The sequence below is a fragment of the [Limnothrix rosea] IAM M-220 genome (assembly GCF_001904615.1).
Lineage (GTDB): Bacteria > Cyanobacteriota > Cyanobacteriia > Cyanobacteriales > MRBY01 > MRBY01.
Genome location: NZ_MRBY01000002.1, coordinates 40,200 through 65,098 on the forward strand (window position 1 = coordinate 40,200; position 24,899 = coordinate 65,098).

Here is a 24,899-nt window from a genome sequence, read left to right on the forward strand (position 1 = left end):
TTTTTTGCTAAAACTTTCTAAAGCCAAACCATTAAATGCCTAATTTATGATCATCTAAGCTTCATAAAATGAGATGATCCATAACTAGAATTAGTCTAGGTTTTTTCCAATATCCATCTACTTGCCTAAGTAAAGGAGAATCGCCATTTATGTTCACTAACGTCAAGTCCGCCATTCGCCATATCAAGCCTGATGACCTCAATGGTCGTACGTTAGTGAAGGTGGTCTATGTCGTGCTGGAGTCTCAGTATCAGAGTGCTCTGTCCGCTGCGGTCAAAACAATTAACGCGAACCACCCCAAAATTGCTATCGAAATCAGCGGCTATCTCGTCGAAGAATTACGTAATCCCGAAAACTATGACGAATTTAAACGAGATATTGCAGAAGCAAACCTCTTCATCGCCTCTTTGATTTTTATCGAAGACTTAGCTCAAAAAGTAGTTGAAGCAGTCACTCCACACCGTGACAACCTAAATGCGGCGATCGTCTTTCCCTCTATGCCTGAGGTGATGCGCCTCAATAAAATGGGTAGCTTCTCCATGGCTCAGCTCGGTCAGTCAAAATCGGCGATCGGCGAGTTCATGAAAAAGCGTAAAGCAAAGTCTGGCTCATCCTTCCAAGATGCCATGCTGAAGCTGCTCCGCACCTTACCAAAAGTTTTAAAATATCTTCCCGTTGAGAAGGCGCAAGATGCCCGCAACTTCATGTTGTCCTTCCAATATTGGCTCGGTGGCTCCCCCGAAAACCTCGAAAACTTCCTCCTGATGATGACAGATAAGTACATCCTCGAAGGCAAGTTAAACGAAGGTAGTGAAACCAAATACGAAGAACCTGTCGTTTATCCAGACATGGGTATTTGGCATCCCCTCGCTCCCAAGATGTTCGAAAGCTCGAAAGAGTATCTCCAGTGGTACAACGAGCGCGATGACATTAATGATGATCTAAAAGATCCTTTAGCACCCTGTATTGGTTTAGTGCTGCAGCGCACTCACCTTGTTACTGGCGATGACGCGCACTATGTGGCAATGCTCCAAGAGCTGGAATATAGTGGCGCACGGGTAATTCCAGTCTTTGCCGGCGGTTTAGATTTCTCCAAGCCTGTAGATGCCTTTTTCTGGGATGACACCGTCGCAGGTGTAGAAAGACTCCCCCTTGTCGATGCCGTTGTTTCCCTCACTGGTTTTGCCCTCGTCGGTGGTCCCGCTCGTCAGGATCACCCCAAAGCGATCGAATCCCTCAAAAAGCTAAACCGTCCTTATATGGTTTCGCTGCCTTTGGTTTTCCAAACCACAGAAGAGTGGGAAGAAAGTGACCTTGGTCTCCACCCCATCCAAGTGGCATTGCAAATTGCCATTCCTGAGCTGGACGGTGCGATTGAACCGATTGTGATGTCCGGTCGTGATGGTATGACGGGTCGGGCGATTACCCTCCAAGACCGCGTTGAGGCAATTTCTTCTCGCGCATTAAAGTGGGCAAACCTCCGCAAGAAGCCGAAGCTCCACAAGAAACTCGCAATTACCATCTTTAGTTTCCCGCCCGATAAAGGAAATATTGGTACGGCAGCATATCTCGATGTATTCGGCTCCATCCATGAAGTGATGAAAGGCATGCGTGACAACGGTTACGATGTCCAAGACATTCCCGAAACTGCAAAAGAACTGCTGGAATCTGTCATTCACGATGCGGAAGCACAGTATGCTTCGCCAGAGCTAAATATTGCCCACCGCATGAGTGTGGAGGAATACGAGCGCTTAACGCCCTACTCCCACCGTCTCGAAGAAAACTGGGGTCCCCCACCGGGAGAATTGAACAGTGATGGTCAAAACTTACTGATCTACGGTAAGCATTTTGGCAATCTCTTTGTTGGTGTACAGCCGACATTCGGTTATGAAGGCGACCCAATGCGTTTGCTGTTCTCTCGCTCTGCGTCTCCCCACCATGGTTTTGCGGCGTACTACACCTACATCGAGAAAATTTGGGGTGCTGATGCGGTTCTTCACTTCGGTACTCACGGCTCCCTCGAATTTATGCCCGGTAAGCAAATGGGTATGTCTGGGGAATGTTATCCCGACAATCTTATTGGCAATACACCCAACATTTATTACTACGCGGCAAATAATCCTTCTGAGGCAACGATCGCCAAACGTCGGAGTTATGCGAACACCATTTCCTATTTGACACCTCCTGCCGAAAATGCGGGTCTCTATAAGGGTCTTAAGGAACTGAGTGAATTAATTGCGTCCTACCAAACTCTCAAGGATGGTGGTCGTGGTGTGCAAATCGTCAACACGATTATGGATCAAGCGCGGGTCTGCAACCTTGATAAAGATATCGATATCCCCGATGTCAATGCGGCGGATATGAGCAAAGAGGATCGCGACAATATGGTCGGCATCGTCTATTGTAAGCTCATCGAAATTGAGTCCCGCTTACTTCCTTGTGGTCTCCATGTGATTGGTAAGCCCCCTACGGCTGAAGAGGCGATCGCCACCCTCGTAAACATTGCGAGCCTTGACCGCGAAGAAGACGAAGGCTTCCTCGGCTTGCCGAGCATCATCGCCAATAGCATCGGTCGCAACATGGAGGACATCTACCGCAATAGCGACAAAGGTATCCTCGAAGATGTCAACCTACTCCAAGACATTACCGAAGCTTGCCGTGCTGCGGTTCGCGCATTAGTTGAGCAGCAAATCAATGATGAAGGTCGTGTTTCCCTTGTTGCCCGCCTAAACTTCCTCAACCTCGGTAAGAAAACCCCTTGGCTCGAATCCCTCCACGAAGCGGGTTATACAAATATTGACGACGAAACCCTCAAGCCTCTATTTGATTATCTAGAGTTTTGCCTTGAGCAAGTTTGCGCCGACAAAGAGCTAGCTGGTCTCTTGAAAGCCCTCGAAGGAGAATACGTGCTGCCCGGCCCCGGTGGTGACCCCATTCGTAACCCCAACGTTCTACCCACCGGTAAAAACATTCACGCCCTCGATCCCCAGTCCATTCCCACAGCGGCAGCAGTCCAGTCTGCAAAGGTTGTGGTTGATCGCCTGATTGACCGTCAGAAGCTTGATAACGATGGCGCGTACCCTGAGACGATCGCCTGTGTTCTTTGGGGAACTGACAATATCAAAACCTACGGTGAATCCCTTGCCCAGATTATGTGGATGGTTGGTGCACGCCCTGTACCTGATGCCCTCGGTCGTGTGAATAAGCTTGAGCTAATCCCCCTAGAAGAGTTAGGTCGTCCTCGGATTGACGTGGTTGTGAACTGTTCCGGTGTATTCCGTGACCTCTTCATTAACCAAATGAACTTGCTCGACCAAGCAGTGAAGATGGCGGCAGAAGCTGATGAGCCCCTCGAAATGAACTTTGTTCGCAAGCATGCCCAAGAGCAAGCAGAAGAAATGGGCATCAATATCCGTCAGGCTGCAACTCGCATCTTCTCCAACGCTTCTGGTTCCTACTCTTCCAACGTCAACTTGGCAGTGGAAAACAGTTCTTGGGAAGAAGAGAAAGAGCTGCAGGACATGTACCTAAACCGTAAGTCCTTCGCTTTCAACTCCGATAACCCCGGTGTGATGGACGAAAACCGCAAGGTATTTGAGGCTTCTCTCAAAACTGCCGATGTTTCCTTCCAAAACCTTGATTCTTCTGAAATCAGTTTGACCGACGTGTCTCACTACTTTGATTCTGACCCTACCAAGGTGATTTCTCAACTGCGAGATGATGGTAAGAAACCTGCTGCTTTTATCGCAGATACAACCACTGCAAATGCTCAGGTTCGTACTTTGTCTGAGACTGTTCGTCTGGATGCGCGTACGAAGCTCCTCAATCCCAAGTGGTATGAAGGAATGCTGTCCCACGGTTATGAAGGTGTGCGTGAACTTTCTAAGCGCCTCGTCAACACAATGGGTTGGTCGGCGACTGCTGATGCGGTAGACAACTGGGTCTATGAAGATACTAATGACACTTTCATCAAGGATGAGGAAATGTGTAAGCGTCTAATGGATCTCAACCCCAACTCCTTCCGCCGCATGGTTAGCACTCTTCTCGAAGTGAATGGTCGTGGTTACTGGGAAACCAGCGATGAAAACCTAGAGCGTCTCCAAGAGCTTTACCAAGAAGTTGAAGACCGCATCGAAGGTATCGACAGTTAAGAAGTCAATAATCACAATTTAGTAAGATCTTAGGTGGGCTAGTCCCACCTTTTTTTCTATGGAAATCACCACGCTAAAATGAACTTGAGCTTTTTAGTGGTGAATGATTTATGGATAACCCCGTCACTGTGGAAGTCAATATTGAGGAAACTTTGCAGCAAGATGTCGAAAAAATCTTAGGTTGTTTAGGTCTGTCAGTTGATCAGGCGATCGCCCTATTTTATGAGCAGATCGCAAAACACAATGGTTTACCGTTTCAGAGTGATGACTGTAACGGGGAGACTCTAGAGACTTTTACTGCGACAGACCGAGGTGACGACTTAGTGGTGTGTGAAGACGCAGATGATATGTTCAGCAGGTTAGGAATTTAATGAATGTATCAGCCTGTTTATACGAAGCGTTTTGAAAAAGACGTTAAAAGGGCGAAGAAACGAGGAAAGAATTTAGAGAAGTTTAAACGTATTGCTCATTTGTTGATTCTAGGTGAATCTTTAGATGATAAATATCGTGATCACAAATTAATTGGCAACTATCAAGATCGTCGGGAATGTCATATTGAACCAGACTGGTTATTAATTTATAAACTGGAGGGAGAAAATATCATCAATTCATCCCTGAAGCGGATCGGCGCTCGCCTCGCTATTCAGGTTATTTTCTCTACATTCCAACAGCAGCTTTTTTAGATGGTTTCAGACAAATTTAAATTTAAAAGCTTTGGTTGTTTTTAGAGGCGAATTGATTTTTCCATTTCAGGCGATCGCCATCGTTAGTGTCTTATACAAGACTATACATAGTTGTAGAGCTTCGGGGGCTAGCTACGACAAACTGTATATAGATTTAGGATGAAATTATGTCTATTTTTCTATGTTGTCTCGGTTTCCTGATTAGACTTGTGAATATCTCGACTGATTTAAACGAGAGCACACCGGTCATTTCACAACGGTCATATGAAAAATACATTATCAAAACTTAGTCTCGGCTTTTTGCTTAGCGCCACAACTTTTTCTGCGTCATTCTTCCTCACTCCGGCGGCGATCGCCCAACAAATCACTAGCGCAACACCTTCGGGAACTGATGTGCCGAATGACAGCTCTATCACTTGGAAATTTGACAATACTAATCTCATTAAAAGTGATTCGATCCAAATTCTGCTAGATGATGTGGATGTCACGGACGAAAGTTTCATTGATGTCGGTGGTAATACCTTTGGCTTTAAGCCCGATACGCCATTGGAGCCCGGAATGCACAAAGTTGAGGTTCAGTTTACCTCTACGTCTGGGGTGGGTTATCGTGCGGCTTGGTCTTTTGAGGTTGTCGATGTTGACCTCGGTATTGAGGTGATGTACCACAATGCGGTAGATGTTGCCCTCACCACAGGTGATACTTTCAGAGCTGAGCTACGCGGCACACCGGATGCGGATGCGGATATTCTTCTTTTGCAAAATGGTCAAACTTTAAAAACGCTAGACGCAACGGAAGAACAGCCCGGTATTTATCGCGTCTCGATGTCTGTCGGCAGCGGCGATCGCGTTAGTGAAGGCATTGTGATTGGTCGTCTAGAGAAAGCAGGACAAGTTGTTTTCTCTTTGGTTGATGCACCTTTTGCGTTAAATCCTGCGGCGACGGGTGATACGGCAGTAGTTACCCAAGAAGTCACCACAAGTACTGGTACTGAAACCGCACTGACTGAGACCACCGAAACTGTCGAGCCTTTAAGCCTTGAAATCACCAGCCATGAAGATGGCGACATGATTCGCTCTGATAATGGTTTTACTTTAGTCGGTCAAACTAATCCCGATGCTGATGTCAGAGTTACTGTTGTCTCGGAAGCACCGAGTGTCCTTGGTGGTTTCTTGAGCATTGGTAGTGCAACGACTCTCCTCAACCGCTCTCGAGCGCAGGTAGATGAAACGGGCACATTTGAAATTGCAATACCTCGTCCGGCCATTATTAATAGCGGTCAGCAGTATTCGATTACTGTGATATCTGAGCTAGGTGACCAAAAGGAAGAAGTTGAATTTGTTGTGGAGCAACGATAAGACGTTAATTCTTTAATCTTCAAATTTTTGGCGATCGCCGTGCTGTTTTGAGTGAATAGGGGGCGATCGCCTGATTTTTTGAGAGAGAATCTACAATAGAGCCATATTAGTTTTTTGCGAGAGAGACAATGCTGCAAACCTCTGTGAAATGGTCTGTTGAGGATTATCATCGGATGGTTGCGGCTGGAATTTTAGAGGATCGTCGGGTTGAGCTTTTGGCAGGGGATATTGTTGCGATGAGTCCAGAAACGCCCATTCACTACAACACGGCGAAACGGGGGACTCGATATCTACAATCTCTACTCGATGGTTTGGCTGATGTGCGTTTCAATGGGCCAATCACGCTAGCGAATTCTGAGCCTGAACCGGATATGGCGATCGCCCGTTTACCGGAGTCAAATTATGATGAGCGGCATCCTGAAACGGCGGATTTGTTTTGGGTAGTAGAGGTTGCCAAGACGAGTTTCCAAAAGGATTTCACGGTTAAGGCAGAAATCTATGCTCAAGCGGGAATTCCAGAATATTGGATTTTAGATTTGGCGCAGCAGCAAATGGTTGTGATGCGTGAACCAAAGGGCGATCGCTATTTACAGATTCAAACAGTATCGGATGGTGAAATTCAGCCTCTAGCTTTTCCTGAAATAACAATCAGCCTCAAAAAATTGCTTGGCGACTAATTGCCGTTTACATTTTCAAATTTGTGTAGGGGCGTTTCGGGAAACGCCCATTTTTAATGTCTGTGCAAATACTACAAATGCATGAATGACACTAAAAACAACGCTAGGATTCTAGGGTCAGTTCCTAACGATTTTGGTTTATGGTTGCGGGCATTACCTCAGGTTTATATCGAAGAAAGTTTTGGTTAAAAAGATGGCTGTCGCTAGCACTAGCGTTTTTGATGGCGTTTCTGTTCTTAGTGAATAGGGAGGCGATTGTCTAATCATTCTTGAGAATCTTGCTATTGTTATCTGACATTAACTTTTGAGCGACTTTAGGCAAGGCAATAGTCTCTAAAACTAGCTTAAGACATTTGTAATTGCGGCGATCACCAGGGCAATTAATTTCTCTGCCCCGTCTATTAGGCGTTCATCCCAGCTTTTGAATCTTGTTGATGCTTGATTCTGATTGCTGTTTATAGATGTTGACTGTGAAGCCGGAACCAAGGATCGCCCTGTACGCACGGCAAAAGGGAGCGTGGGACGTAGTAACAAAGTCTTCAGGGACAGCAAAAAATTAGGAGATGGTGGCGTTAACTCTTCTGGTAATTTGCCGAAAAGGTAGTGCAGGACTGTCGCTGTGGCTGCAATGTAAACCCCCCAACTGAGACTCGTTGCGAGGTGACCTGCGACAAATAAACTACCACCTGAATTGAGACTTCCTCTAAATAAGAAAAGTGTCAAGCTAATGATACCAACACCTAAATGAACGTAGAGCCAGCGAGAGGCATTAGGAATTACTTTACGCAATACAATCCATTGCGCTATGCCTGAAAAGACCATGCCAAAAGGTAGGAGAGTACCCAGCGCTGTAGCGACCCCCCAATACCAAGGATTAGATAGTCGTCGCGCTAAGACACAGGTTTGTAGGTATGCAACTCCTACTGCACTGATGATGACGAAGAATACTTTGTCAACTTGTGACAGCATGATCCAACTGATTATCAAATAACACAAACCATTGATAGTGACCCATTCTTGCCAGAGTGAAGGCCAGTTCTTTGGTTCTATTGTGGGTGATCGCCGTGATGTAGATTCATTCGCTGGTAGCGGAGTCGTGGATATTTCTGCGAAAGGATTGGTCAACGTTCTAGGTTCTGCTAGTGGTTCATCGAAGGGATTAACAAGCTCTGGCTTTTCTTCTGAAGCTCCGGGAAAAGAAGGAACTTCTTCATCGAAAGGATTAGTAAGGGGTTGATGATTTGTTTCTGAGGCAAGATTTTCGGGAATGGTTACTTCTGGATTGTCTTCATCAAAAGGATTTCTTACTGTCTGAGATGAAGATGCTGGGGCAATAACTCCTTGTGAGGATTCTTGGGAAGAGTTGATTTCTGATATCCGACTTTTTGGTAACTGTGGAGAAGGAGATTTTGGGCGATCGCCATCCCTTTTACGAACACCGGAGCCGTAGTGGTAATGAGCGAAACTTGACCTGAGTTCGGGATAAGCAAGGCTTGAAATATTGACGGGGAGACGGGGGAGAGTGGGTGACACGGAGAGAAGGAGAGCTAGCGATGGGGAAATATTATAGAAAAAACGTCATGTGCAACTAACTTTTAACCTTTGTAAAATCAAGGTTTTAGGAAGTGGCTAAGTAAAAAAAAGAGCCTACTCTGCCGTTTTATGGTCTTTTCAGTTGAGTTCGAAACATTCGATCCCCCTAAATCTCCTCACTAAAGCTCCGGCTGATCAAGGGTTTTAGTTATCCCATAGTTTTTTGAAATGACCATAAATTACGCATCGCAAAAAAAAGGGTTTTGGTTCACAATGAATCTCCTTTTCTCTAAAGCTTTTTCTCTAAATCCTTAACCCGAACTTACATTACTGAGAGAACTGCATCATGCCAGCACCAGATTTGAGGGCGATAAACAGCTTGCCATCCTGAAAGAAATAGGCGCTTGAATCTTGTAACGCTCGGAGATATTCTGAGCCGATGGACTCCGGTGGACAAGCAGCTAAGGTTGTAGGGCCTAGATTAATCGACAAACCATCATCACCAGCTTCGGTGAAACGACCCAAGGCTCGGTTGCAGTCGGCACGGATGGCAAGTTGACCATCATCCATAAATTGAACGGTATAGTCGCCAAGGTTATTAGCTTCTAATTGCTGGCCGTCGCGGTACATGATTTGTTCTAGCTGCCATACAGTATTTTTCAACATCGCTGCATCAGTGGTGGCATTATTTGCTTTCATCGGAGCTGGTTGCTCGACTCGAACTGCGACTGTGCTTGGATTGTTGTTTGTGATGACCGAAAACTGATCCCTAGTAACAAACTGTGTTTCACCTTCTACTGTGATGCGAGACTGAACTGTATAGGAGGAGCGTTGATTAATTTGGCCGGGATCGTAGGGCAGTGTAAAGGGGAAAGGAATTTGTCGCCCGTTAGCAGCAATCTGCTGGGAGGAAAGCACTTTTTTGGTGGAGGCCTCGACGAGGATCGCTTCAACTACGGCATTGGGCGGCAGTGCGATGCGGGGTAGGTAAGAGATTGTACCTGTGACTGCTTGGTTTGTTTGCTGGGATGTGCCATTGATCGTGATCGTTTGTGCGCCTGAGTTGGCGATCGCCACCGTAACGGACTGGTTGCCGCTATGGCGATAGGTGACCCCTGTGCTCGTAGCCTGAACCGTGACTGGAACGCCGAGCAATTCTGTCATGCCCGTTTGCTTGTTGTAGAGATTAAGGCGGGTTGCTCCGCTGGAGTTGTACACCCGCACGGCAATACGATTAGTTTGGGAAAAAACGATTGTGCCCTCTGGAAGAATTACAGTGCCAATATTCGGTTTCTGGGCTAGTTCACCAAGGACACCCACTGAATCATACTGGGCTGTTTCTGGCTGGGCGATCGCCGCAAATGGCGTCAAAATACCAACCGTTGCTACCGCTAAACCGACACCGACTATTTGAGAAAACACGCTTTAATACTCCTTGTAAAATTTCATTTTGTCTATTGACTGACGAACCACACCAAACCGTTAAATCACAGCTTTGATGACCCTATTAACAATCTACTGCCACTTCAGGGATGCCTAAGGACAGTTGCTGTTTTTGTAACCAATTACACCATTTAGCCTACCTTTCTGTCAGTTTGTTTAATTAAAGACATACCTGAATTGAATAAGTTGGAATTGGCAGAAGCGGGTGACGCAGTGAATCTGAAGCATTCATCAAGCGATGCAATGGTTGGGCTTTATTTTCTTCCCCTCGTCTATCTTTGTTGCCAATCGTCGAATATTCAATACAGTTTCTACAATCGGTAAACCACGGCGATCGCCCACGACCATCCGGGAAAACTGGGGGATCTTTTTTCGTGTTTGTTTAAGGGATAGGGATAAAGTTAGAATTGGATCCATTGTGCCCAAGCGTTTTGAGTTGCCATGACTTCTGCATCTTCTCCTAAAAAATTTGCTGCGACCGACCAGTCTGTAGTCGAACTCAAACCGAGTTTTAACATTACCATCGTCCTCGTGGCGGCTGGGGTGGCGATCGCCCTATTCCTCCAAATTTGGGTCGGGGCAATTATTGGCGTGTTCGGACTTTTTCTCGCTTTTCAGACCACGACATTGCGACTACAATTCACCGCGACGGATTTGGATATTTATCGCTCCGGCGATCGCGCCAAGCCGCCGTGTAATGGCTTGGGAGAAAATATCCTTCCTTGGGGGAAAGTACTCGAAGAGGGGAAGGGGTTTCGATCAATTTTGTCACTCAAAGAGAGGCGATCGCCACAAGTTTTTAAACACAAAAAAGATCAAAAAAAAGTCCCCCTTAATAAGAGAGATTTAAGGGGATCTTGTATTTTTGATTTTTCTCTAATTTCTAGATACCAGCATGACCCATCGCCAAACCAGCAACCAACATGCCGAAAACAAGAAAAGGTTGCGCACTCGCCTGATATTTCACGTCGTTCTCTAAAGGATTACGCAGAAAATACATATCCTGAAACACAATTTGCGGAATGACTAAAAGCACAAGAATCGACGCATAAAGTTGCTGGTGAATACTGACAAGATAACCGGCAATGCCGATTTGGAAAACATCGATCATAATGACGCAAATCCAAGCCGCCGTACCCACACCAAACATCACAGGTAGAGACTTTAGACCAAGTTCTTCGTCTCCTTCCACACTCTTAAAGTCATTAACAATCGCAATACCAAGACCCGCAAAACTATAGATGAGCGTCACCACCATCACAGTCGGCGTAAGCGTCCCAAACAACGCATGGCCAGCCCACCAAGGCAGCGCAATATAGCTCGCACCAAGAGCATAATTTCCAAGCCAACCATTTTGTTTGAGTTTGAGTGGCGGCGCAGAATAAATGTATGCAACAAAAGCACCACCCAAGGTTAAGACCAACATGATGGGAAAATCATGACCAGCCCAGACATCAAGCAAATAACTCAGGATAATCCCAGAACCCAACAGCACCACAATTTGAGTGACAACCTGCGGCACAGAAATCGCCCCAGACGGAATCGGACGATACGGCTCATTGATCGCATCAATCTCGCGATCATAATAATCATTAATAGTCTGGGTATAACCAGTAAGAAGGGGCCCCGACAACAACATACAAGCCATCGCCATTGCAAAATCTTCCACTCCCCAGACATAACCACCCGAAGAGGCAGCACCACAGACCACACCCCAAATGAGCGGAATCCAAGTAATCGGTTTCATGAGCTGGAGGCGGATTTTCCAGATGGATGTTTCACCATCGGCGGCTCCTTTCATCCCCAGTAGCTGACGAGCTTTAGAGCCTTGCTCTTCTTGCTCCTGCTCTGTCGTTATATTTTCTGGATTCGGCGTTTCTGTCATGGCGATTTATTATCGATGAGGTGTAAAAAATAAAACGTAAAAAAATAGGCAAAATGCGCCTTAAGGCAATTATTGTAGCAAGGCGATCGCCGGGATTTTGTAGAAAAACTACGGTAATTCAATCTCTAAAGAGAGAGCTTCGCCGATGTGGGAAAATAATCTCGTTAAATTTTTTACAGTTTGCTTTTAAAAAAGAGCTTTTAGCCCATGCCCACCGTCAGTGAAAAATATCTAAAAAAAGTCGATCAACTCGACTTACCACCCCGTCTTTTACTAGGCCCCGGCCCATCCAATGCCCACCCAAGAGTTCTCGCCGCCCTAGCCATGCCCCCCATCGGCCACCTCGATCCCAAATACTTGGAGATCATGGAAGAAGTCAAAGACCTACTCCGCTACACCTGGCAAACCTCCAACGAATTCACCATTTCCGCCAGTGGCACAGGCAGTGCCGCCATGGAAGCCACCCTCGCCAATACCGTAGAACCCGGCGATGTTGTGCTGATCGGCATTAATGGTTATTTTGGTCACCGTCTCGTTGATATGGCGAGTCGCTATGGCGCTGATGTGCGCACCTTCTCCACAGATTGGGGTAAAGCTTTTACCCTCGAAGAAATTACAGCCGCCGTTGCAGAGCACGAGCCTAAAGTTCTAGGCCTTGTCCATGCCGAAACCTCCACTGGTGCAAGACAGCCCCTCGAAGGCGTGAGCGAAGTCTGCCAAAAGCATGGCTCCATGTTGCTCATCGATACCGTCACCAGTTTGAGTGGTGTGCCCCTTTTCCTCGATGAGTGGGGTGTCGATATGGCCTACAGCGGCACTCAAAAAGCTTTGGCTTGCCCTCCCGGTCTTGGCCCTCTTACCCTTGGCCCCCGCGCCCTTGAAGCCTTAAATAATCGCAAAACCCCCGTCAAAAACTGGTATTTGGACATGTCCATGATCAGTAAATATTGGGGCACAGGTAAGCGGGTTTATCACCATACTGCGCCGGTCAATATGAACTATGCGTTGCGAGAAGCCTTAATGCTAGTCGTTGAAGAAGGTCTCGAAAATCGCTGGCAGCGTCACCAAGATGTGGCAAACCTATTCTGGGAAGGCCTTGCAGACATGGGTCTGAAATGCTATGTCGATAAAGAAATTCGCCTCCCCACACTCACCACCGTTTGTATTCCCGATGGCGTTGATGGGGCGGCTGTCGCAAAGCAACTCATGGCAGACTACAACATCGAAATTGCAGGCGGCCTAGGGGATCTCGCTGGCAAAGTATGGCGTGTTGGTCTGATGGGTCATAATGCCCGTGCGGAAAATGTCATGCTGCTCCTCGCTGCCCTAAAGAAGGTGCTCTTTAGCTAGACTGGGAACGATCTTTTGTTCTAAATAATCCCAATGACATTTCTATCTTTATCTCGGCAAGGTTTTTCTCGGAGGACACTTGCCTTTTTTTCTGTCTTCGTTTTGAGCATGACCCTCTGGAGCTGTAGCAATGACCAGGATGCCCAAGCCGATGTGCAAGTAGATAAAGAGCTGGAGGAGGAAGTGCTAGAGATTATCCGCAATAATCCTGAAGCTATCCTTGAGGCGGTGCAACAGTATCAACAATCTCAGCAACAGCAACAGCAACAACAGCAACAGGCCGCGGCTCAAGAATTCCGCAATACGATCACGACAAATCCCCAAGTGATTATTGGTGATTCTCCAGTGATGGGTTCAGAAGATTTTAAGGTTGTATTGGTGGAATTTTCAGATTTTGAATGTCCGTTTTGCGCCCGTGCCCACGGCACGATTAAGCAATTTATGGATAAGCACAGCGATACTGTGACCCTAGCCTATAAACATCTTCCTCTACAGCAAATTCATCCCCAAGCGACTCCCGCCGCTGCTGCGTCTTGGGCGGCTCAACAACAGGGGAAATTCTGGGAGTATCACGATGCTCTTTTTGAAAATCAACAGCAATTAGGCGATCGCCTCTATGAAGAAATTGCCCAAGATTTAGAGCTTGATCTAGATAAATTTAAAGCCGACCAAACCGCTGCCCAGCCAGCTATCGAACAAGACATTGAACTTGCCCGTCAACTACAACTAAACGGCACACCATTTTTTATTCTGGCCTCCACAGAAACCGGAAAAATGGAAACATTTTCTGGCGCATTAACGCTACAAGAATACGAAACACAATTAGCCACTGTGACCACTCCTGACGCTGAATAATCTCAGTGCCAGATTGAATTTCCATTACCAATACCCCTTAAGAAATCTGCTTGAAGATACACATCAAAAGCAAATTTATCTCTTTAGCCATATTGTCAAGCACTAGAGGTTATAGATAGTATTATAAGCAAGAAATATACGAGATGAGGTAGTAGTAAAGCAGATTACTATGGGGCAGTTTACAGACACAATAATCAATAGTCTTCAGGCAATACTGAGTGGTGGAATCCAAAGAATACCGGGACTTCTGGGCGGTATTATTATTATTTTTCTGACTCGATATGTGACTGAGTTTTCCCAAAAGATTGTTCACAAAATAGCAGGGAAAACTGTCAAAAACAGGTCTTTGCGAATGCTTGCAGATAAAGCAAGTTATGTTGGGATTTGGGTTATTGGTGTCTTATTTGCCTGTGTCGTTGCCTTCCCCGGCCTCAAACTTGGAGACATCGTTGCCACCCTTGGAATTGGTTCCATTGCTGTTGGTTTTGCGTTCCAAGATATTGTGAAAAACTTTTTGGCTGGTATCATCCTTTTAGTAGAAGAACCGTTCCGTATTGGTGATGAAATCTCTGTCAATGGTTATAACGGTGTAATCCAAAGTATTAATATCCGTACGACTCATATTCGTAGCTATCAAGGCGAAAAGGTTTTACTGCCCAATGCCGATGTTTTTACCGATGCGGTGATGGTACAAACTGGCTACGATGCAAGGCGTACTGACTTGGGTGTAGGTGTTGATTACAATACGCCGCTGCCTGTTGCGAAGGATATTTTGTTTGATACGATTCGCTCGGTGGAAGGTGTCCTTGCGGATCCTGAGCCTGAAATTGATCTGGTGAATTTTGGGGATAGCTCCATCGATTTCATCGTTCGTTACTGGACTAAGCCTCAACAGAAAAATGTTCGTCAAGCTCAAACTAAGGCGATTTTAGGCATTAAAAAAGCCCTCGATCAGGCAGATATTAGTATTCCGTACCCTATCCGTACTCTCTACTATTTTAATCAAGATAAGTACGATGACTATATGCCTGAGCAGAATGGTAATCAGGTATCAGAGCAAGTCCACAATTAGATTAAAACCTGTGGCGATCGCCGCCATTTCAGAATCCCCATATTGGCTACCAGAAAAAAGCCGTGTGGGGAATTTATTTAGCGTGACTTGGGAGAAGCAATGCTGACACAAGACAAATTTGAAAAGTCCAACTGGTTAAGTACGGTTTTTCAACTGCAAGGCTCTGTTGTGTTGATGATTTTGCCGAGAATTTTCTTTTTCTGTGGCTTTACAGCAACGGTCACTTTTTTGTACATTCAAGGACGACCGATTTATTTGGAGAAACTAGGAGATTTAACCACAAATGTGATCTACAACCTAGTCTTAGGTTTACTAATCGTATTTCGTACAAATACTTCCTACGACAGGTTTTGGGAAGGACGCAAAGCTTGGGGTAGCATCGTTGTAAACAGTCGCAATTTAGCCCAAGAAATTCGTCTGGGAGTGCGGGCAGATCATGATAGTGATCAGACCCAAAAGCAAAGGGCATTAAAGCTAATCTCGGCATTTGCGATCGCCACAAAATTACATTTACGAGGGGCGGCCGTTGACGAAGACTTAAAAGCTTTAACGACAAAAACCCAAGCAGAAAAATTAGCCGAATCAGAACATCGCCCCTTTGATATCCAATTTTGGTTACGCTCTTACCTCAGCGACCAACTAGAAGCGCAGAAAATTAGCGATGGCCAATATAGTATGGTAAGCGCCATGCTAAACGACCTCATGGGCAGTGTCAGTAGCTGTGAAAGAATTCTGACGACACCGATTCCCATCACCTACCGCATGTATTTAAAGCGACTTATTTTAATTTATTGCTTTGGCTTACCATTCCGCATTATTCCCGACCTGACTTGGTGGTCAGTGCCCATTACCGGCGTTGTAAGCTTCCTCTTACTCGGCATTGAAGAGGTGGCTCGCGAGCTAGAAAATCCCTTTGGCTTTAACTTGAACGACCTGCCCCTTGATGATCTATGCAAAGTCATTGGCCGAGATGTTGAACACATAGCCGCCGACGAAAGGCCTGACAGTGCAACTTTCTCCGAAAAAATTACAGTTTAAATATTAGACAATTAGACAGCCTAAATATTAGGAAATGAAGCTAAATCTGCACAGTATTATGTCTGTAAAGCAAGGGAGCGACGGCTAGAATTTTCGAGGGTTTGTTTACTAGAGCGCAGCATAAATTCAAGGAATGCTGCTGCAATCACGGAAAGCTGTTTACCCGCAAGGTGGGCAACGTACCATTCCCGTTGAATGGGGAAATGTTCCACATCTAAAACTGTTAATTCCCCATTGGGCGGTTCTGTAATTAAGGTATGGCGCGACAGCACGGAAATCCCGAGGCCGCCGGCGATCGCCTGTTTGATGGCTTCATTAGAGCCGAGCTCTAGACGCACCTGCACTTCTATCTCATTGGCAGCAAAGAGTTTTTCGACAGCCAGCCTTGTACCGGAACCCATTTCCCGCGAGATAAAGTCGACACCATCGAGGGACGAAATGGGAATATTTTTTTGCTTCGCAAGGGGGTGATCCGCCCGCGCCACAACCACTAAAGGATTATCAAGAAACCCCTCGGAGTGAACTTCTAGATCATCGGGCAAATTACTTAAAATATAAAGATCATCTTTGTTGTCCGCCATACGGTCGTGGAGTTTTTGGTGGTTAATGACCTGCAAAGACACATCGATATTGGGGTAACTTTGACAAAATTCCCCAAGAATACGAGGCACAAAATATTTGGTTGTGGTGATCACACCGAGACGTAGCTGCCCACGCCTTGCTCCCTGGAGCGCCGCCAATTTCATTTCAAAGTTGTCTAGTTGCTCAAAAACATCTTGGCAAGTAGAAAGGAGTTCTGAGCCGGCTTCAGTCAGATAAAGTTTACGTCCAATATGCTCGAATAAAGGCATCCCAATGGTTTGGGTTAATTGTTTGATCTGCCCTGAAACCGTGGGTTGGGTAATCGAAAGCTCGGCAGCGGCTTTTGTAAAACTGCCATGTCGGGCTGCCGTTTCAAAGACTTTAAGTTGGTGCAGTGTCGCAGGAATCAAAAAAATACCTATTTATCGGACTACAGTTTTTAGTGTAACGACAACATAGGTTTTGGTCAATGCTTTTTCCTCGACCATAGCCTATAACCTATACAAGGCACTACTTGGGCTGGTGGGGCGATCGCCGCCGTGATTAACTGTTTCCTGTGGCAGGGACAACAATTCTTAAAATATTCGGAATAATAGAGGGGCGAATGTCTTTGTTTGAGGATGCTTTTTATGGTTGCCGCGACTAACGATACTAAAACTATTCCTATCTTGCCGCAGTCAGCGCTACAGCAACAGTTGCGGGCAATTGTTAATCCGACAAAAATTCTCTCGGAGCTACAGGCACAAGGGCCAGACTTGGTTTATATGCCCTCGGCTGGCTATGAAAAACCCTTAATTGCGGTGCATCATCCTGAGGCTCTGAAGCAAATGTTGGTGGATGATCAAAAGATTTTTACTGCGCCGGGGGAACTGAATGGCATTATGGAGCCGCTCACGGGTTCCCATTCGTTGCTAAATCTTAGCGGCGATCGCCACCGTCGGGCGCGGAAGTTGATTATGCCGTCTTTCCATGGGGAGCGGATGTACAACTATGGGACATTGATTCAACAAATTATCCGCGAAGAAATTGCCAATTTAGAAGTCGGGCAATCGTTTTTAGCGCTTGAACTCACCCAACGCATTACGCTGCGCACCATTATTGAGGTGGTGTTTGGCATCAGGAGTGGCGATCGCTATGAGCCGATTATTGAGTTGACGCGGGGCATTCTCAGTCGGTTTCAGTCACCGATTTCGACCAGTTTTCTCTTTTTTTCGGTTTTACAAAAGGACTTTGGGGCCTGGAGTCCGTGGGGCAGTTTTGTTCGGGCGAGGGAAGCGTTAGATGAATTACTTTACGCTGAAATTGGCGATCGCCAAGCCAACCCTGATCCAAACCGCACCGATATTTTGTCCCTATTAATTGCCGCGCGGGACGAAGCAGGAAATGCCATGACTCCGGTAGAGTTACGGGATGAGTTGATGGTTTTACTTTTCGCCGGGCATGAAACAACGGCGATCGCCATGGCTTGGGCAATGTACTGGATGCACCACAAACCAGAAATTTTGCAGCAAGTCCGGGAAGAATTAAAAACCCTCGACGGTAATCCTGACCCCATGGCAATTTATCGTCTGCCCTATTTATCAGCAGTGGGCAATGAAAGTCTCCGCATTAACCCCGTGGCTATGTTTACCTTTGCCCGCTTCGCAACCGAAGAGACTCGCCTTTTAGACTACGATATTCCCGCCGAAAGTATGTTGATGGGCTGTATCTACACCCTCCACCAACGGCCGGATCTCTACCCGAATCCCCGCGAATTTCAACCAGAACGCTTTCTCGAACGCAACTATACCCCCTACGAATTTATGCCCTTCGGTGGTGGGGCACGCCGCTGTGTCGGTGAGGCTTTGGCACAGTTTGAATTACGTTTGGGCATTGCCGCTTTTGCGAACGATGCCCAGTTTGAATTGTTGGAACAAAAACCGGTTACGGCAAAGCGAAAAGGTCTCGTTTTATCGCCAGATACTGGGGTAAAAATGCGTTATCTCGGCAGCTAGAGGGAAGACACGGGGGAAGGGAGAGTGGGAGACAAGAGGGCAAGAAAATGACGATACGAAAATCTTAAATTTGTTCAGCTTCACGACATCTCCCCATCACCCCGTCTCTCTTTCACCGCGTCATTCATTGCAGACACGGCTTCACTAAGCTTTGAATTAGCCTAACCGCAACCGCAGTGAATTTAGCACGACTAAAACTGAGCTGGTAGCCATGAATCCGGCAGCAACTGCGGGACTTAAAACGAGGTCGAATTTTGGTAGTAAAAGACCCGCAGCGAGGGGAATAGCGACAAGATTGTAACCCAATGCCCACCAGAGATTTTGGCGAATTACCGCGACGGTTTTTCGACTGAGATTTAACATCGCCATCACGTCTAGCAGGCGATCGCCCATCAGCACGACATCGGCGGTGGCAAGGGCAACATCGGTACTGCCGGACAGGGAAATCCCCACATCAGCAGTGGCAAGAGCCGGGGCATCATTAATGCCGTCACCAACCATCGCAATACCCGCTGTATCTTGCTTTAAATCGGTAATAATTTGTGCTTTTTCGGTCGGTGAAACGGCGGCGAAATGACGTTTAATATCGAGCTTCTTCGCGAGTCGCTCCACAACCGTTTGTTGGTCGCCACTCAATAACACAACTTCCAAACCCGCTGTCTGCAAATCTTGGATCACCTGCGCTGCGTCTGTGCGTAACGGATCGGCGATCGCCACCATTCCCGCAATTTGACCATCAACGGCGATGCCAATGGGGGTAAAGCCTTCTGCCGACCATGTTTGAGAACGTTGTAAAAACTGCTCCGAACAGGAGAATTCTTGCGTTTGCAACCAATGGAGACTGCCAATTTGCACGAGGCGATCGCCAACCTTACCGCAAACACCTTTTCCTAAAATTGTTTCGACGGTTTCTGGCTCTTGGAGATTTTCCGTTTGGGCTGCTTGGAGAAAAGCTTTAGCGTAGGGGTGGTTAGTGCGCTGTTCGATGCTCGCTGCGAGATTTAGCAATTCTGTTTTATCGTAATTTTCTGCGCAAAGGACATCAATAATTTCCGGTTTCCCTTGGGTTAATGTGCCCGTCTTATCAAAGACAATCGTTTGCAGATTACGCAGCCGTTCGAGAATGTCGCCGCCTTTAATGAGAATGCCCTGCTCCGCCCCAATGCCCGTGCCCACGAGCAAAGCTGTCGGTGTGGCCAAGCCTAACGCACAGGGACAGGCCACCACCAACACGGCGATCGCCAACTTTAAACTCAGTATTTCTGGATTGACCGCCCCTAGATCAAACCAAAGTTTAGTGCCAATAAATTCCCAAAAAAGAAATGTGATCAAGGCGATCGCCATGACACCATAGGCAAAATAACCAGCCACTTGATCCGCTAATTTTTGGACTGGCGCTTTGCGTGTTTGAGCCGCCTCCACTGTCCGAATAATTTGCGACAAGACCGTATTTTGAGCCGTCTTTGTGACTTGAACAATCACTGTCCCCAACTGATTTAGCGTGCCAGCCTTCACCACATCCTGCGGGCATTTCGCGATGGGTATAACTTCCCCCGTTAACATTGATTCGTCGACCGTAGTTTCACCACGAATCACCTCACCATCCACCGGAATATTTTCCCCCGGTAGCACCCGCACCCATTCACCGATTTGCACCTGAGCCACCGGAATCGTAATTTCGTCCGTTTCCCCCTTATTGGCGCGACCCATCAGCCTTGCCCCTTGGGGTTGTAGTGCCAGCAAAGACTCCAATGCAGACATTGCCTTGAGCCGCGCACTACCCTCTAAGGTGCGCCCCAGTAAAATAAAACCGAGCAGCATCACAGGCTCATCAAAAAAACATTCCCAGCCTAGCTGAGGCAACGCCCAAGCCACACAACTAGTAAGATAAGCGCTCAGCGTTCCCAAACCCACCAAGGTATTCATATTGGCGTGACCTTTGATCAAGCCAGTCCAACCATCACGCAAAATCGGCATTCCCGGAATCAGTAGCGCTAAGGTTGCCATGCCCCAGTGCACTCCCATCAAATTTAGAAGGGGAATTTTAATGCCGCCGAGGTGATGCAAATGTCCAAGGGTTGATCCCACTAAGAGCAAGACTGCTGCCCCTAAGCGCCAATATTGTTCCCTCTGACTACTTTTTCGTTTAGCTTGATAATCCTCAAAAGTTTCAGTGTCTGTCAGGCGTGGCTGGGTGGGAAAACCCATGGCCGTCAATTTGTCGGCGATCGCCTCCGGTGCCACCTTTTCCTGCTCATAGGACACAACCGCCACTTCAGTAATCAGATTCACCGTTGCCGTAAGGACACCAGACTGCTGCTTGAGCTGTCTTTCTACTGCGGCCACACAACCAGCACAACGCATACCCTGTACATCTAGAGTCGTTGTCACTGCATCGTTTTGAGGAAGCACAGGAGATGAGGTCATAGAGTTGCTCAACACAAAAAGACTATGCTTCGAGTATGACGAAAATTTCCAGAAAAATTCAACCTCGCCATAATTTCTAGGCAAAATCGACAAAAATCTTCAGACTCTTCCGGATAAGACCTTTTCCTAAAGAAGTATATGAGTGGTAGATGCACCCTGATTGATGGTCTCGGCTTTCGCGCCGAGATTTTTTTTGTCTAAAATTAGCCTTACAAAAAAAGCCCAATTGCGCCATCACGACGAAACAGCAAGGAGGGAAAAGAATAAACAGTGAACTATCACCACACCACAAAGTTTTAGCGAGCAAACAAGATATCCCCGCGTCTCTCTCCGCATCCCCTTGTCCCCGCGTCTCTTCTCTCCGTATCCCCTTGTCTCCGCATCTCCCTCTCTCCCCCTTCCCTAAGTCCTAAGAAGAGGCGATCGCCGGTGCAGACTCTTTCTTCGTTTCCACAACCGCCGCCTGCAAAGTTTCAATGAGTTCTTGATCAAGATAGGGCTTCGTCAAATAACCATTAGAACCGAGCTGTTCAGCGAGCTGACGATAACGCTTACTACCCCGTGAAGTCAACATTAATACCGGCAAATCAGTTTTGGCATATTTTTTGCGGCAGCGACCGAGGAATTCAAAACCATTCATCTGGGGCATTTCCACATCACAAATAATCCCTTCGACTTCCGGATGCTGCTCCAACTGATTAAGACCATCGGCACCGTCCTGCGCTTGAATAACGCGGTAGCCAGCCTTTTGCAATGTTGTAGATAGCGTTTGTCTCGTCGTCAAAGAATCGTCAATAACCAGGACTGTCGGCAACACAAGCTTTGGCTTTAGACGGCTAATTTGCGTGTCAATGACAGCAATATTTTGTGTTCCTTTACGGACAAGTCGTTCAATTAAAGCTGCACTATCGAGCACCGCCACCAAACGTCCATCACCGAGAACCGTACAGCCCGAAATATAGCTTGGTGGATTAATAGCACTACCAAAGGGCTTAATCACTAAGTTTTGTTCCAGTAAAATTTGATCAACTTTAATGCCCATCACATCTGTACCTTGGGAAATGACAAGCACCATTTGTTGTCCAGCCTGTTTCCACACCGTACTCATATTGCTCCGTGCCCAAGTACCCATCATTTGTTGACGGCTGGCGATCAGTGATGAGGGGTAGTTAAAACCAACTAGCAAGTCTTGGATGAGGGGGACAGGGCGACCCTTCCAAGTGAAGATTTCTTTGTTATCTTCTTTTTTGATGTCTCCCGGAGCTGCCGCGGCGATCGCCGCCAGACTGTTAACGGGAATGGCGAGGAAACTTTCCTGGGCGCGGAATAAGAGTAACTTCGTAATCGTCATACTCCAAGGCAAACGCAGCGTAAACGTTGTCCCTTTGCCTCGTTCTGAGGTGATGGAAATATTACCCTTCAGCGAGCGAATTTGCAGCCGTACCGCATCCAGACCGACACCCCGACCCGATAAATGACTCACCTGTGTCGCGGTCGAGAAACCCGGTACAAACAACAGTTCATAAAGTTGAGCTTCGGGCATTCCCTCTGCTTCTTTGGCATCAATTACACCTTTTTCAATGGCTTTAGCGCGGATTTTTTCAATATCAATGCCCCGCCCATCATCGCGGACTTCTAAATAGGTCGAGTTACCCCGGTTATAGGCTTTAATGACAATTGTGCCGGACTCTGATTTACCCGCAGCAAGGCGTTCTTCCGGGGTGTCGATACCATGGTCAAAGGCATTGCGGACGAGATGTACCAGCGGGTCGTAGAGCTTTGAAAGTACCGCACGATCAACCAGTGTATTTGTCCCTTCTAGCTCCAAAGAAACAGGCTTGTTTCCTTTAACGGATAAATCCCGAATGGTACGGGGAAAACGATTTAACAAATCACCAATGGGCAACATTCTTGCTTCGAGGAGGTTGTGCTCTAGTTGCTTAATGGTTTGCTGTCGTTGCTTGAGGTTTTGCTGATCCTGCTGGTTAATGAGGGTCGTATCTTCGATGGTTTCTCCGAGTTGCGCCATTTCTTCGGCGATCGTCGCGGCAAATACAACGAATTGGGCGAGCTGGGCACGGGCTTGGGGATTTTTAATCACCAGCTCCTTGGCGTATTGCTGGAACTGGTTGGTAATTTTATTGAAGCGGTTAAACCAGCGCTTGAGGGAATCTAGGGCATCAAGGCTCTGTTTGTTGCGCAATAAAGCGCTATTGTCTTGGGTTACGAGTTCACCGACAAGGTTGTTGAGATAATCCAGTCGTCCCATATCCAAGCGGACGCTCAAACTGCTGGTATCAATCATTGGTGCTGCTTGACTCGGCGATCGCCCAACGGACAAATCTCGCTTTGGTTGTGCCGGGGTCACCTCTGGTTTAGGGGCGGCGATGGGGGGTTCCGAGGTTTCTAAAGCTGGTGGTGCAGCTGGGGATGTGGTGACAGCAATGTTTGGTTCTGGGGTTGGAACAGGCGGGGTTTGTTCTCCTGTTGGTGCTGGCTGCGATCCTGCCGCAGTGACGGAGGCCAGATGTGCTTCAATGTCCTTGCCATTGAGTTCGAGGGGAGAATTAATGGCGGCTTCGACTGTTTCCTCCGCAACAGCACTGAGCAAATCGCTGGAATCTTCATCTTCAATGATCAGGCTCGCTAGATCATCCTCTGAGAATAGCGGGATGCTGTCACCTTCTTCATCGTCTTCATCCCAAATATTGAGGGACGTTAGCTGTGCTTGTTCAAAAAGGAGGTCTGCTTCGGTCGCGATCGCCTCAGACACATTACTACCGTTAGGACTATGGGTTACATCTTCTACCGCCGCAACAATGTTATCTTCACCTGTTTTGGGTTGTGTTAATTGCAATAAAGTATGACTCGGCTCACCGCCCTGGGTACGATCGCCATTCACGACGGCCTGTTGACCTAAGCGAAAATCAGTTAAGGCCAGTGCTGCAATTTTTATAACATCATCGCTATTGACTTTAACCGCGTCTGTAGCTGCTTGGGCGATCGCCGCAAAGCCCTCTAGATTCAGCATATCTCCCAAGGTAGAGAGTACTTCTAGTTGGGAAGTCAGCTCCGTAGTGGGAGAGCGAGTTGGGGGCTGTTTAACAAATTTCTCCAGACGTGCCAAGGCTTGGGGCACTTCCTCTTGGAAAATAAATTCTGTTAAATCCCCTTCCATTTGCATTTCGGGGAGTTCTGCCGCTTCGGAAAGGGCATGGCCGAGCTTTGTCTCTAGGGACTCAAAAATCGGTTTGGCTTTTGCCAAGGCTTGTTCGGGCTCATATTCGCCCATTTGGATCTGCTGCCGAATGGGTTCCTGGAGAGCATCATAGGCTTGCAATAACAGATTTTCTAGCTCGACATCAAAGACTGTGTCTTCTTTATAGAGGGCGCGAATGCCATTTTCTAAATCGTGGGCGATCGACTGCACAGCCATTAAACCAATACAAGCCGCACCACCTTTAATCGAATGGGCAGCTCGCATCAAACCGTGGATTTTTTGTGCTTCATGATCTTGCACAAGAGTCATCAAACCAGACTCAAGATGCTGGAGTAGTTCCAATGATTCTTGCACAAAAAATTCATATGCTTGATCGTTGGTATCAACGCGTGTTTCGCTAGCCATCACCAAAATACGACCCTCTTAACAGCCAATAATAAACATTCAAATTACACCTACATCACCATACGTAGAAATATGGGTTGATTCCGTGACAATCTCAAGACAAAATCGCCCCATATCACTAAATCTGGTTGCCCAGTACCTGAGCTCGCCTCCTCACCCGGCAGGCGATCGCCAAATCGAAAGTATTTCCTAAACATTTTGATTTAATGATAGGGAAAAAGATCCGGC

17 protein-coding genes and 1 pseudogene are annotated in these 24,899 nt (G+C 46.9%); 11 read left to right on the forward strand and 7 right to left on the reverse strand.

The features are described 5' to 3' along the window. Nucleotides 1-149 precede the first annotated feature (149 nt). The 5 genes from NIES208_RS01520 to NIES208_RS01540 all read left to right on the forward strand — a co-directional run bounded on the left by NIES208_RS01520 (nucleotide 150) and on the right by NIES208_RS01540 (nucleotide 6,867). Nucleotides 150-4,151 carry a magnesium chelatase subunit H gene (locus NIES208_RS01520; RefSeq protein ID WP_075889007.1) on the forward strand — a complete coding sequence of 1,334 codons (4,002 nt, stop codon included), beginning with the start codon at nucleotides 150-152 and terminating at the stop codon, nucleotides 4,149-4,151. Between the two features lie 110 nt (nucleotides 4,152-4,261). Further along, complete coding sequence (locus NIES208_RS01525; protein WP_075889009.1) at nucleotides 4,262-4,522, forward strand: type II toxin-antitoxin system RelB/DinJ family antitoxin; 261 nt, start codon at nucleotides 4,262-4,264, stop codon at nucleotides 4,520-4,522. A gap of 3 nt (nucleotides 4,523-4,525) precedes the next feature. Beyond that, the gene (locus NIES208_RS01530) at nucleotides 4,526-4,834 is read left to right on the forward strand and encodes a type II toxin-antitoxin system YafQ family toxin (protein WP_075889011.1); all 309 of its coding nucleotides are present in this window, start codon (nucleotides 4,526-4,528) and stop codon (nucleotides 4,832-4,834) included. A 264-nt stretch (nucleotides 4,835-5,098) separates the two neighbouring features. After that, complete coding sequence (locus tag NIES208_RS01535; RefSeq protein WP_075889013.1) at nucleotides 5,099-6,190, forward strand: hypothetical protein; 1,092 nt, start codon at nucleotides 5,099-5,101, stop codon at nucleotides 6,188-6,190. Nucleotides 6,191-6,318: 128 nt separating this feature from the next. Then, complete coding sequence (locus NIES208_RS01540) at nucleotides 6,319-6,867, forward strand: Uma2 family endonuclease (RefSeq protein WP_075889015.1); 549 nt, start codon at nucleotides 6,319-6,321, stop codon at nucleotides 6,865-6,867. Between the two features lie 339 nt (nucleotides 6,868-7,206). Here the strand turns inward: NIES208_RS01540 and NIES208_RS18445 are convergent, their stop codons facing one another. Then, entirely contained in the window at nucleotides 7,207-8,400 is a 1,194-nt protein-coding gene (locus NIES208_RS18445; RefSeq protein ID WP_139324956.1) for a hypothetical protein, read from the reverse strand. Between the two features lie 327 nt (nucleotides 8,401-8,727). Then, nucleotides 8,728-9,822: a YbaY family lipoprotein gene (locus NIES208_RS01550; protein WP_075889019.1), complete on the reverse strand. Its 1,095-nt coding sequence runs from the start codon at nucleotides 9,820-9,822 to the stop codon at nucleotides 8,728-8,730. 564 nt (nucleotides 9,823-10,386) lie between these two features. On the opposite strand from NIES208_RS01550, the pseudogene NIES208_RS19855 reads away from it, so the two are divergent. Continuing rightward, nucleotides 10,387-10,461: pseudogene (locus NIES208_RS19855) on the forward strand (hypothetical protein); the annotation flags it as partial. Nucleotides 10,462-10,505: 44 nt separating this feature from the next. On the opposite strand, the gene NIES208_RS18790 reads toward NIES208_RS19855, so the two are convergent. Further along, complete coding sequence (locus NIES208_RS18790) at nucleotides 10,506-10,652, reverse strand: hypothetical protein (protein WP_171971687.1); 147 nt, start codon at nucleotides 10,650-10,652, stop codon at nucleotides 10,506-10,508. 74 nt (nucleotides 10,653-10,726) lie between these two features. Then, the gene (gene chlG, locus NIES208_RS01560; protein WP_075889023.1) at nucleotides 10,727-11,728 is read right to left on the reverse strand and encodes a chlorophyll synthase ChlG; all 1,002 of its coding nucleotides are present in this window, start codon (nucleotides 11,726-11,728) and stop codon (nucleotides 10,727-10,729) included. A gap of 207 nt (nucleotides 11,729-11,935) precedes the next feature. On the opposite strand from chlG, the gene NIES208_RS01565 reads away from it, so the two are divergent. The 4 genes from NIES208_RS01565 (at nucleotide 11,936) to NIES208_RS01580 (ending at nucleotide 16,043) form a co-directional block, all read left to right on the forward strand. Next, nucleotides 11,936-13,078 (forward strand): pyridoxal-phosphate-dependent aminotransferase family protein, encoded by a 1,143-nt coding sequence (locus NIES208_RS01565; RefSeq protein WP_075889025.1) that lies wholly within the window; start codon nucleotides 11,936-11,938, stop codon nucleotides 13,076-13,078. A gap of 108 nt (nucleotides 13,079-13,186) precedes the next feature. Beyond that, nucleotides 13,187-13,933 carry a DsbA family protein gene (locus NIES208_RS01570; RefSeq protein ID WP_225875227.1) on the forward strand — a complete coding sequence of 249 codons (747 nt, stop codon included), beginning with the start codon at nucleotides 13,187-13,189 and terminating at the stop codon, nucleotides 13,931-13,933. 352 nt (nucleotides 13,934-14,285) lie between these two features. Next, a complete protein-coding gene (locus NIES208_RS01575; RefSeq protein ID WP_235641323.1) occupies nucleotides 14,286-15,005 on the forward strand; it encodes a mechanosensitive ion channel family protein in 720 nt (239 codons plus the stop codon). Between the two features lie 99 nt (nucleotides 15,006-15,104). Next, nucleotides 15,105-16,043, forward strand: coding sequence for a bestrophin family protein (locus NIES208_RS01580; protein WP_075889031.1), 939 nt, complete (start codon nucleotides 15,105-15,107; stop codon nucleotides 16,041-16,043). 56 nt (nucleotides 16,044-16,099) lie between these two features. Here NIES208_RS01580 and NIES208_RS01585 read toward each other — a convergent pair whose 3' ends face one another. After that, on the reverse strand, nucleotides 16,100-17,035 hold the full coding sequence (locus NIES208_RS01585; protein WP_075889033.1) for a LysR family transcriptional regulator: 936 nt from the start codon (nucleotides 17,033-17,035) through the stop codon (nucleotides 16,100-16,102). A gap of 219 nt (nucleotides 17,036-17,254) precedes the next feature. On the opposite strand from NIES208_RS01585, the gene NIES208_RS01590 reads away from it, so the two are divergent. Continuing rightward, on the forward strand, nucleotides 17,255-18,619 hold the full coding sequence (locus NIES208_RS01590; RefSeq protein ID WP_075889169.1) for a cytochrome P450: 1,365 nt from the start codon (nucleotides 17,255-17,257) through the stop codon (nucleotides 18,617-18,619). 156 nt (nucleotides 18,620-18,775) lie between these two features. On the opposite strand, the gene NIES208_RS01595 is transcribed toward NIES208_RS01590, so the two are convergent. Both NIES208_RS01595 and NIES208_RS01600 read right to left on the reverse strand, forming a co-directional pair. Then, the gene (locus NIES208_RS01595; protein ID WP_075889035.1) at nucleotides 18,776-21,046 is read right to left on the reverse strand and encodes a heavy metal translocating P-type ATPase; all 2,271 of its coding nucleotides are present in this window, start codon (nucleotides 21,044-21,046) and stop codon (nucleotides 18,776-18,778) included. A gap of 409 nt (nucleotides 21,047-21,455) precedes the next feature. After that, a complete protein-coding gene (locus NIES208_RS01600) occupies nucleotides 21,456-24,671 on the reverse strand; it encodes a response regulator (RefSeq protein WP_075889037.1) in 3,216 nt (1,071 codons plus the stop codon). Nucleotides 24,672-24,899 lie beyond the last annotated feature (228 nt).

Excerpts from the sequence above, each read along its gene's own strand:
- NIES208_RS01540 (WP_075889015.1), top strand. The coding sequence starts at position 6,319 with ATGCTGCAAACCTCTGTGAAATGGTCTGTTGAGGATTATCATCGGATG.
- NIES208_RS01530 (WP_075889011.1), top strand. The coding sequence starts at position 4,526 with ATGTATCAGCCTGTTTATACGAAGCGTTTTGAAAAAGACGTTAAAAGG.
- NIES208_RS01570 (WP_225875227.1), top strand. The coding sequence starts at position 13,187 with ATGACCCTCTGGAGCTGTAGCAATGACCAGGATGCCCAAGCCGATGTG.
- NIES208_RS01575 (WP_235641323.1), top strand. The coding sequence starts at position 14,286 with ATGCTTGCAGATAAAGCAAGTTATGTTGGGATTTGGGTTATTGGTGTC.
- NIES208_RS01580 (WP_075889031.1), top strand. The coding sequence starts at position 15,105 with ATGCTGACACAAGACAAATTTGAAAAGTCCAACTGGTTAAGTACGGTT.
- NIES208_RS01590 (WP_075889169.1), top strand. The coding sequence starts at position 17,255 with ATGGTTGCCGCGACTAACGATACTAAAACTATTCCTATCTTGCCGCAG.
- NIES208_RS01595 (WP_075889035.1), bottom strand. The coding sequence starts at position 21,046 with ATGACCTCATCTCCTGTGCTTCCTCAAAACGATGCAGTGACAACGACT.
- chlG (WP_075889023.1), bottom strand. The coding sequence starts at position 11,728 with ATGACAGAAACGCCGAATCCAGAAAATATAACGACAGAGCAGGAGCAA.
- NIES208_RS01600 (WP_075889037.1), bottom strand. The coding sequence starts at position 24,671 with ATGGCTAGCGAAACACGCGTTGATACCAACGATCAAGCATATGAATTT.
- NIES208_RS01520 (WP_075889007.1), top strand. The coding sequence starts at position 150 with ATGTTCACTAACGTCAAGTCCGCCATTCGCCATATCAAGCCTGATGAC.
- NIES208_RS01525 (WP_075889009.1), top strand. The coding sequence starts at position 4,262 with ATGGATAACCCCGTCACTGTGGAAGTCAATATTGAGGAAACTTTGCAG.
- NIES208_RS01565 (WP_075889025.1), top strand. The coding sequence starts at position 11,936 with ATGCCCACCGTCAGTGAAAAATATCTAAAAAAAGTCGATCAACTCGAC.
- NIES208_RS01535 (WP_075889013.1), top strand. The coding sequence starts at position 5,099 with ATGAAAAATACATTATCAAAACTTAGTCTCGGCTTTTTGCTTAGCGCC.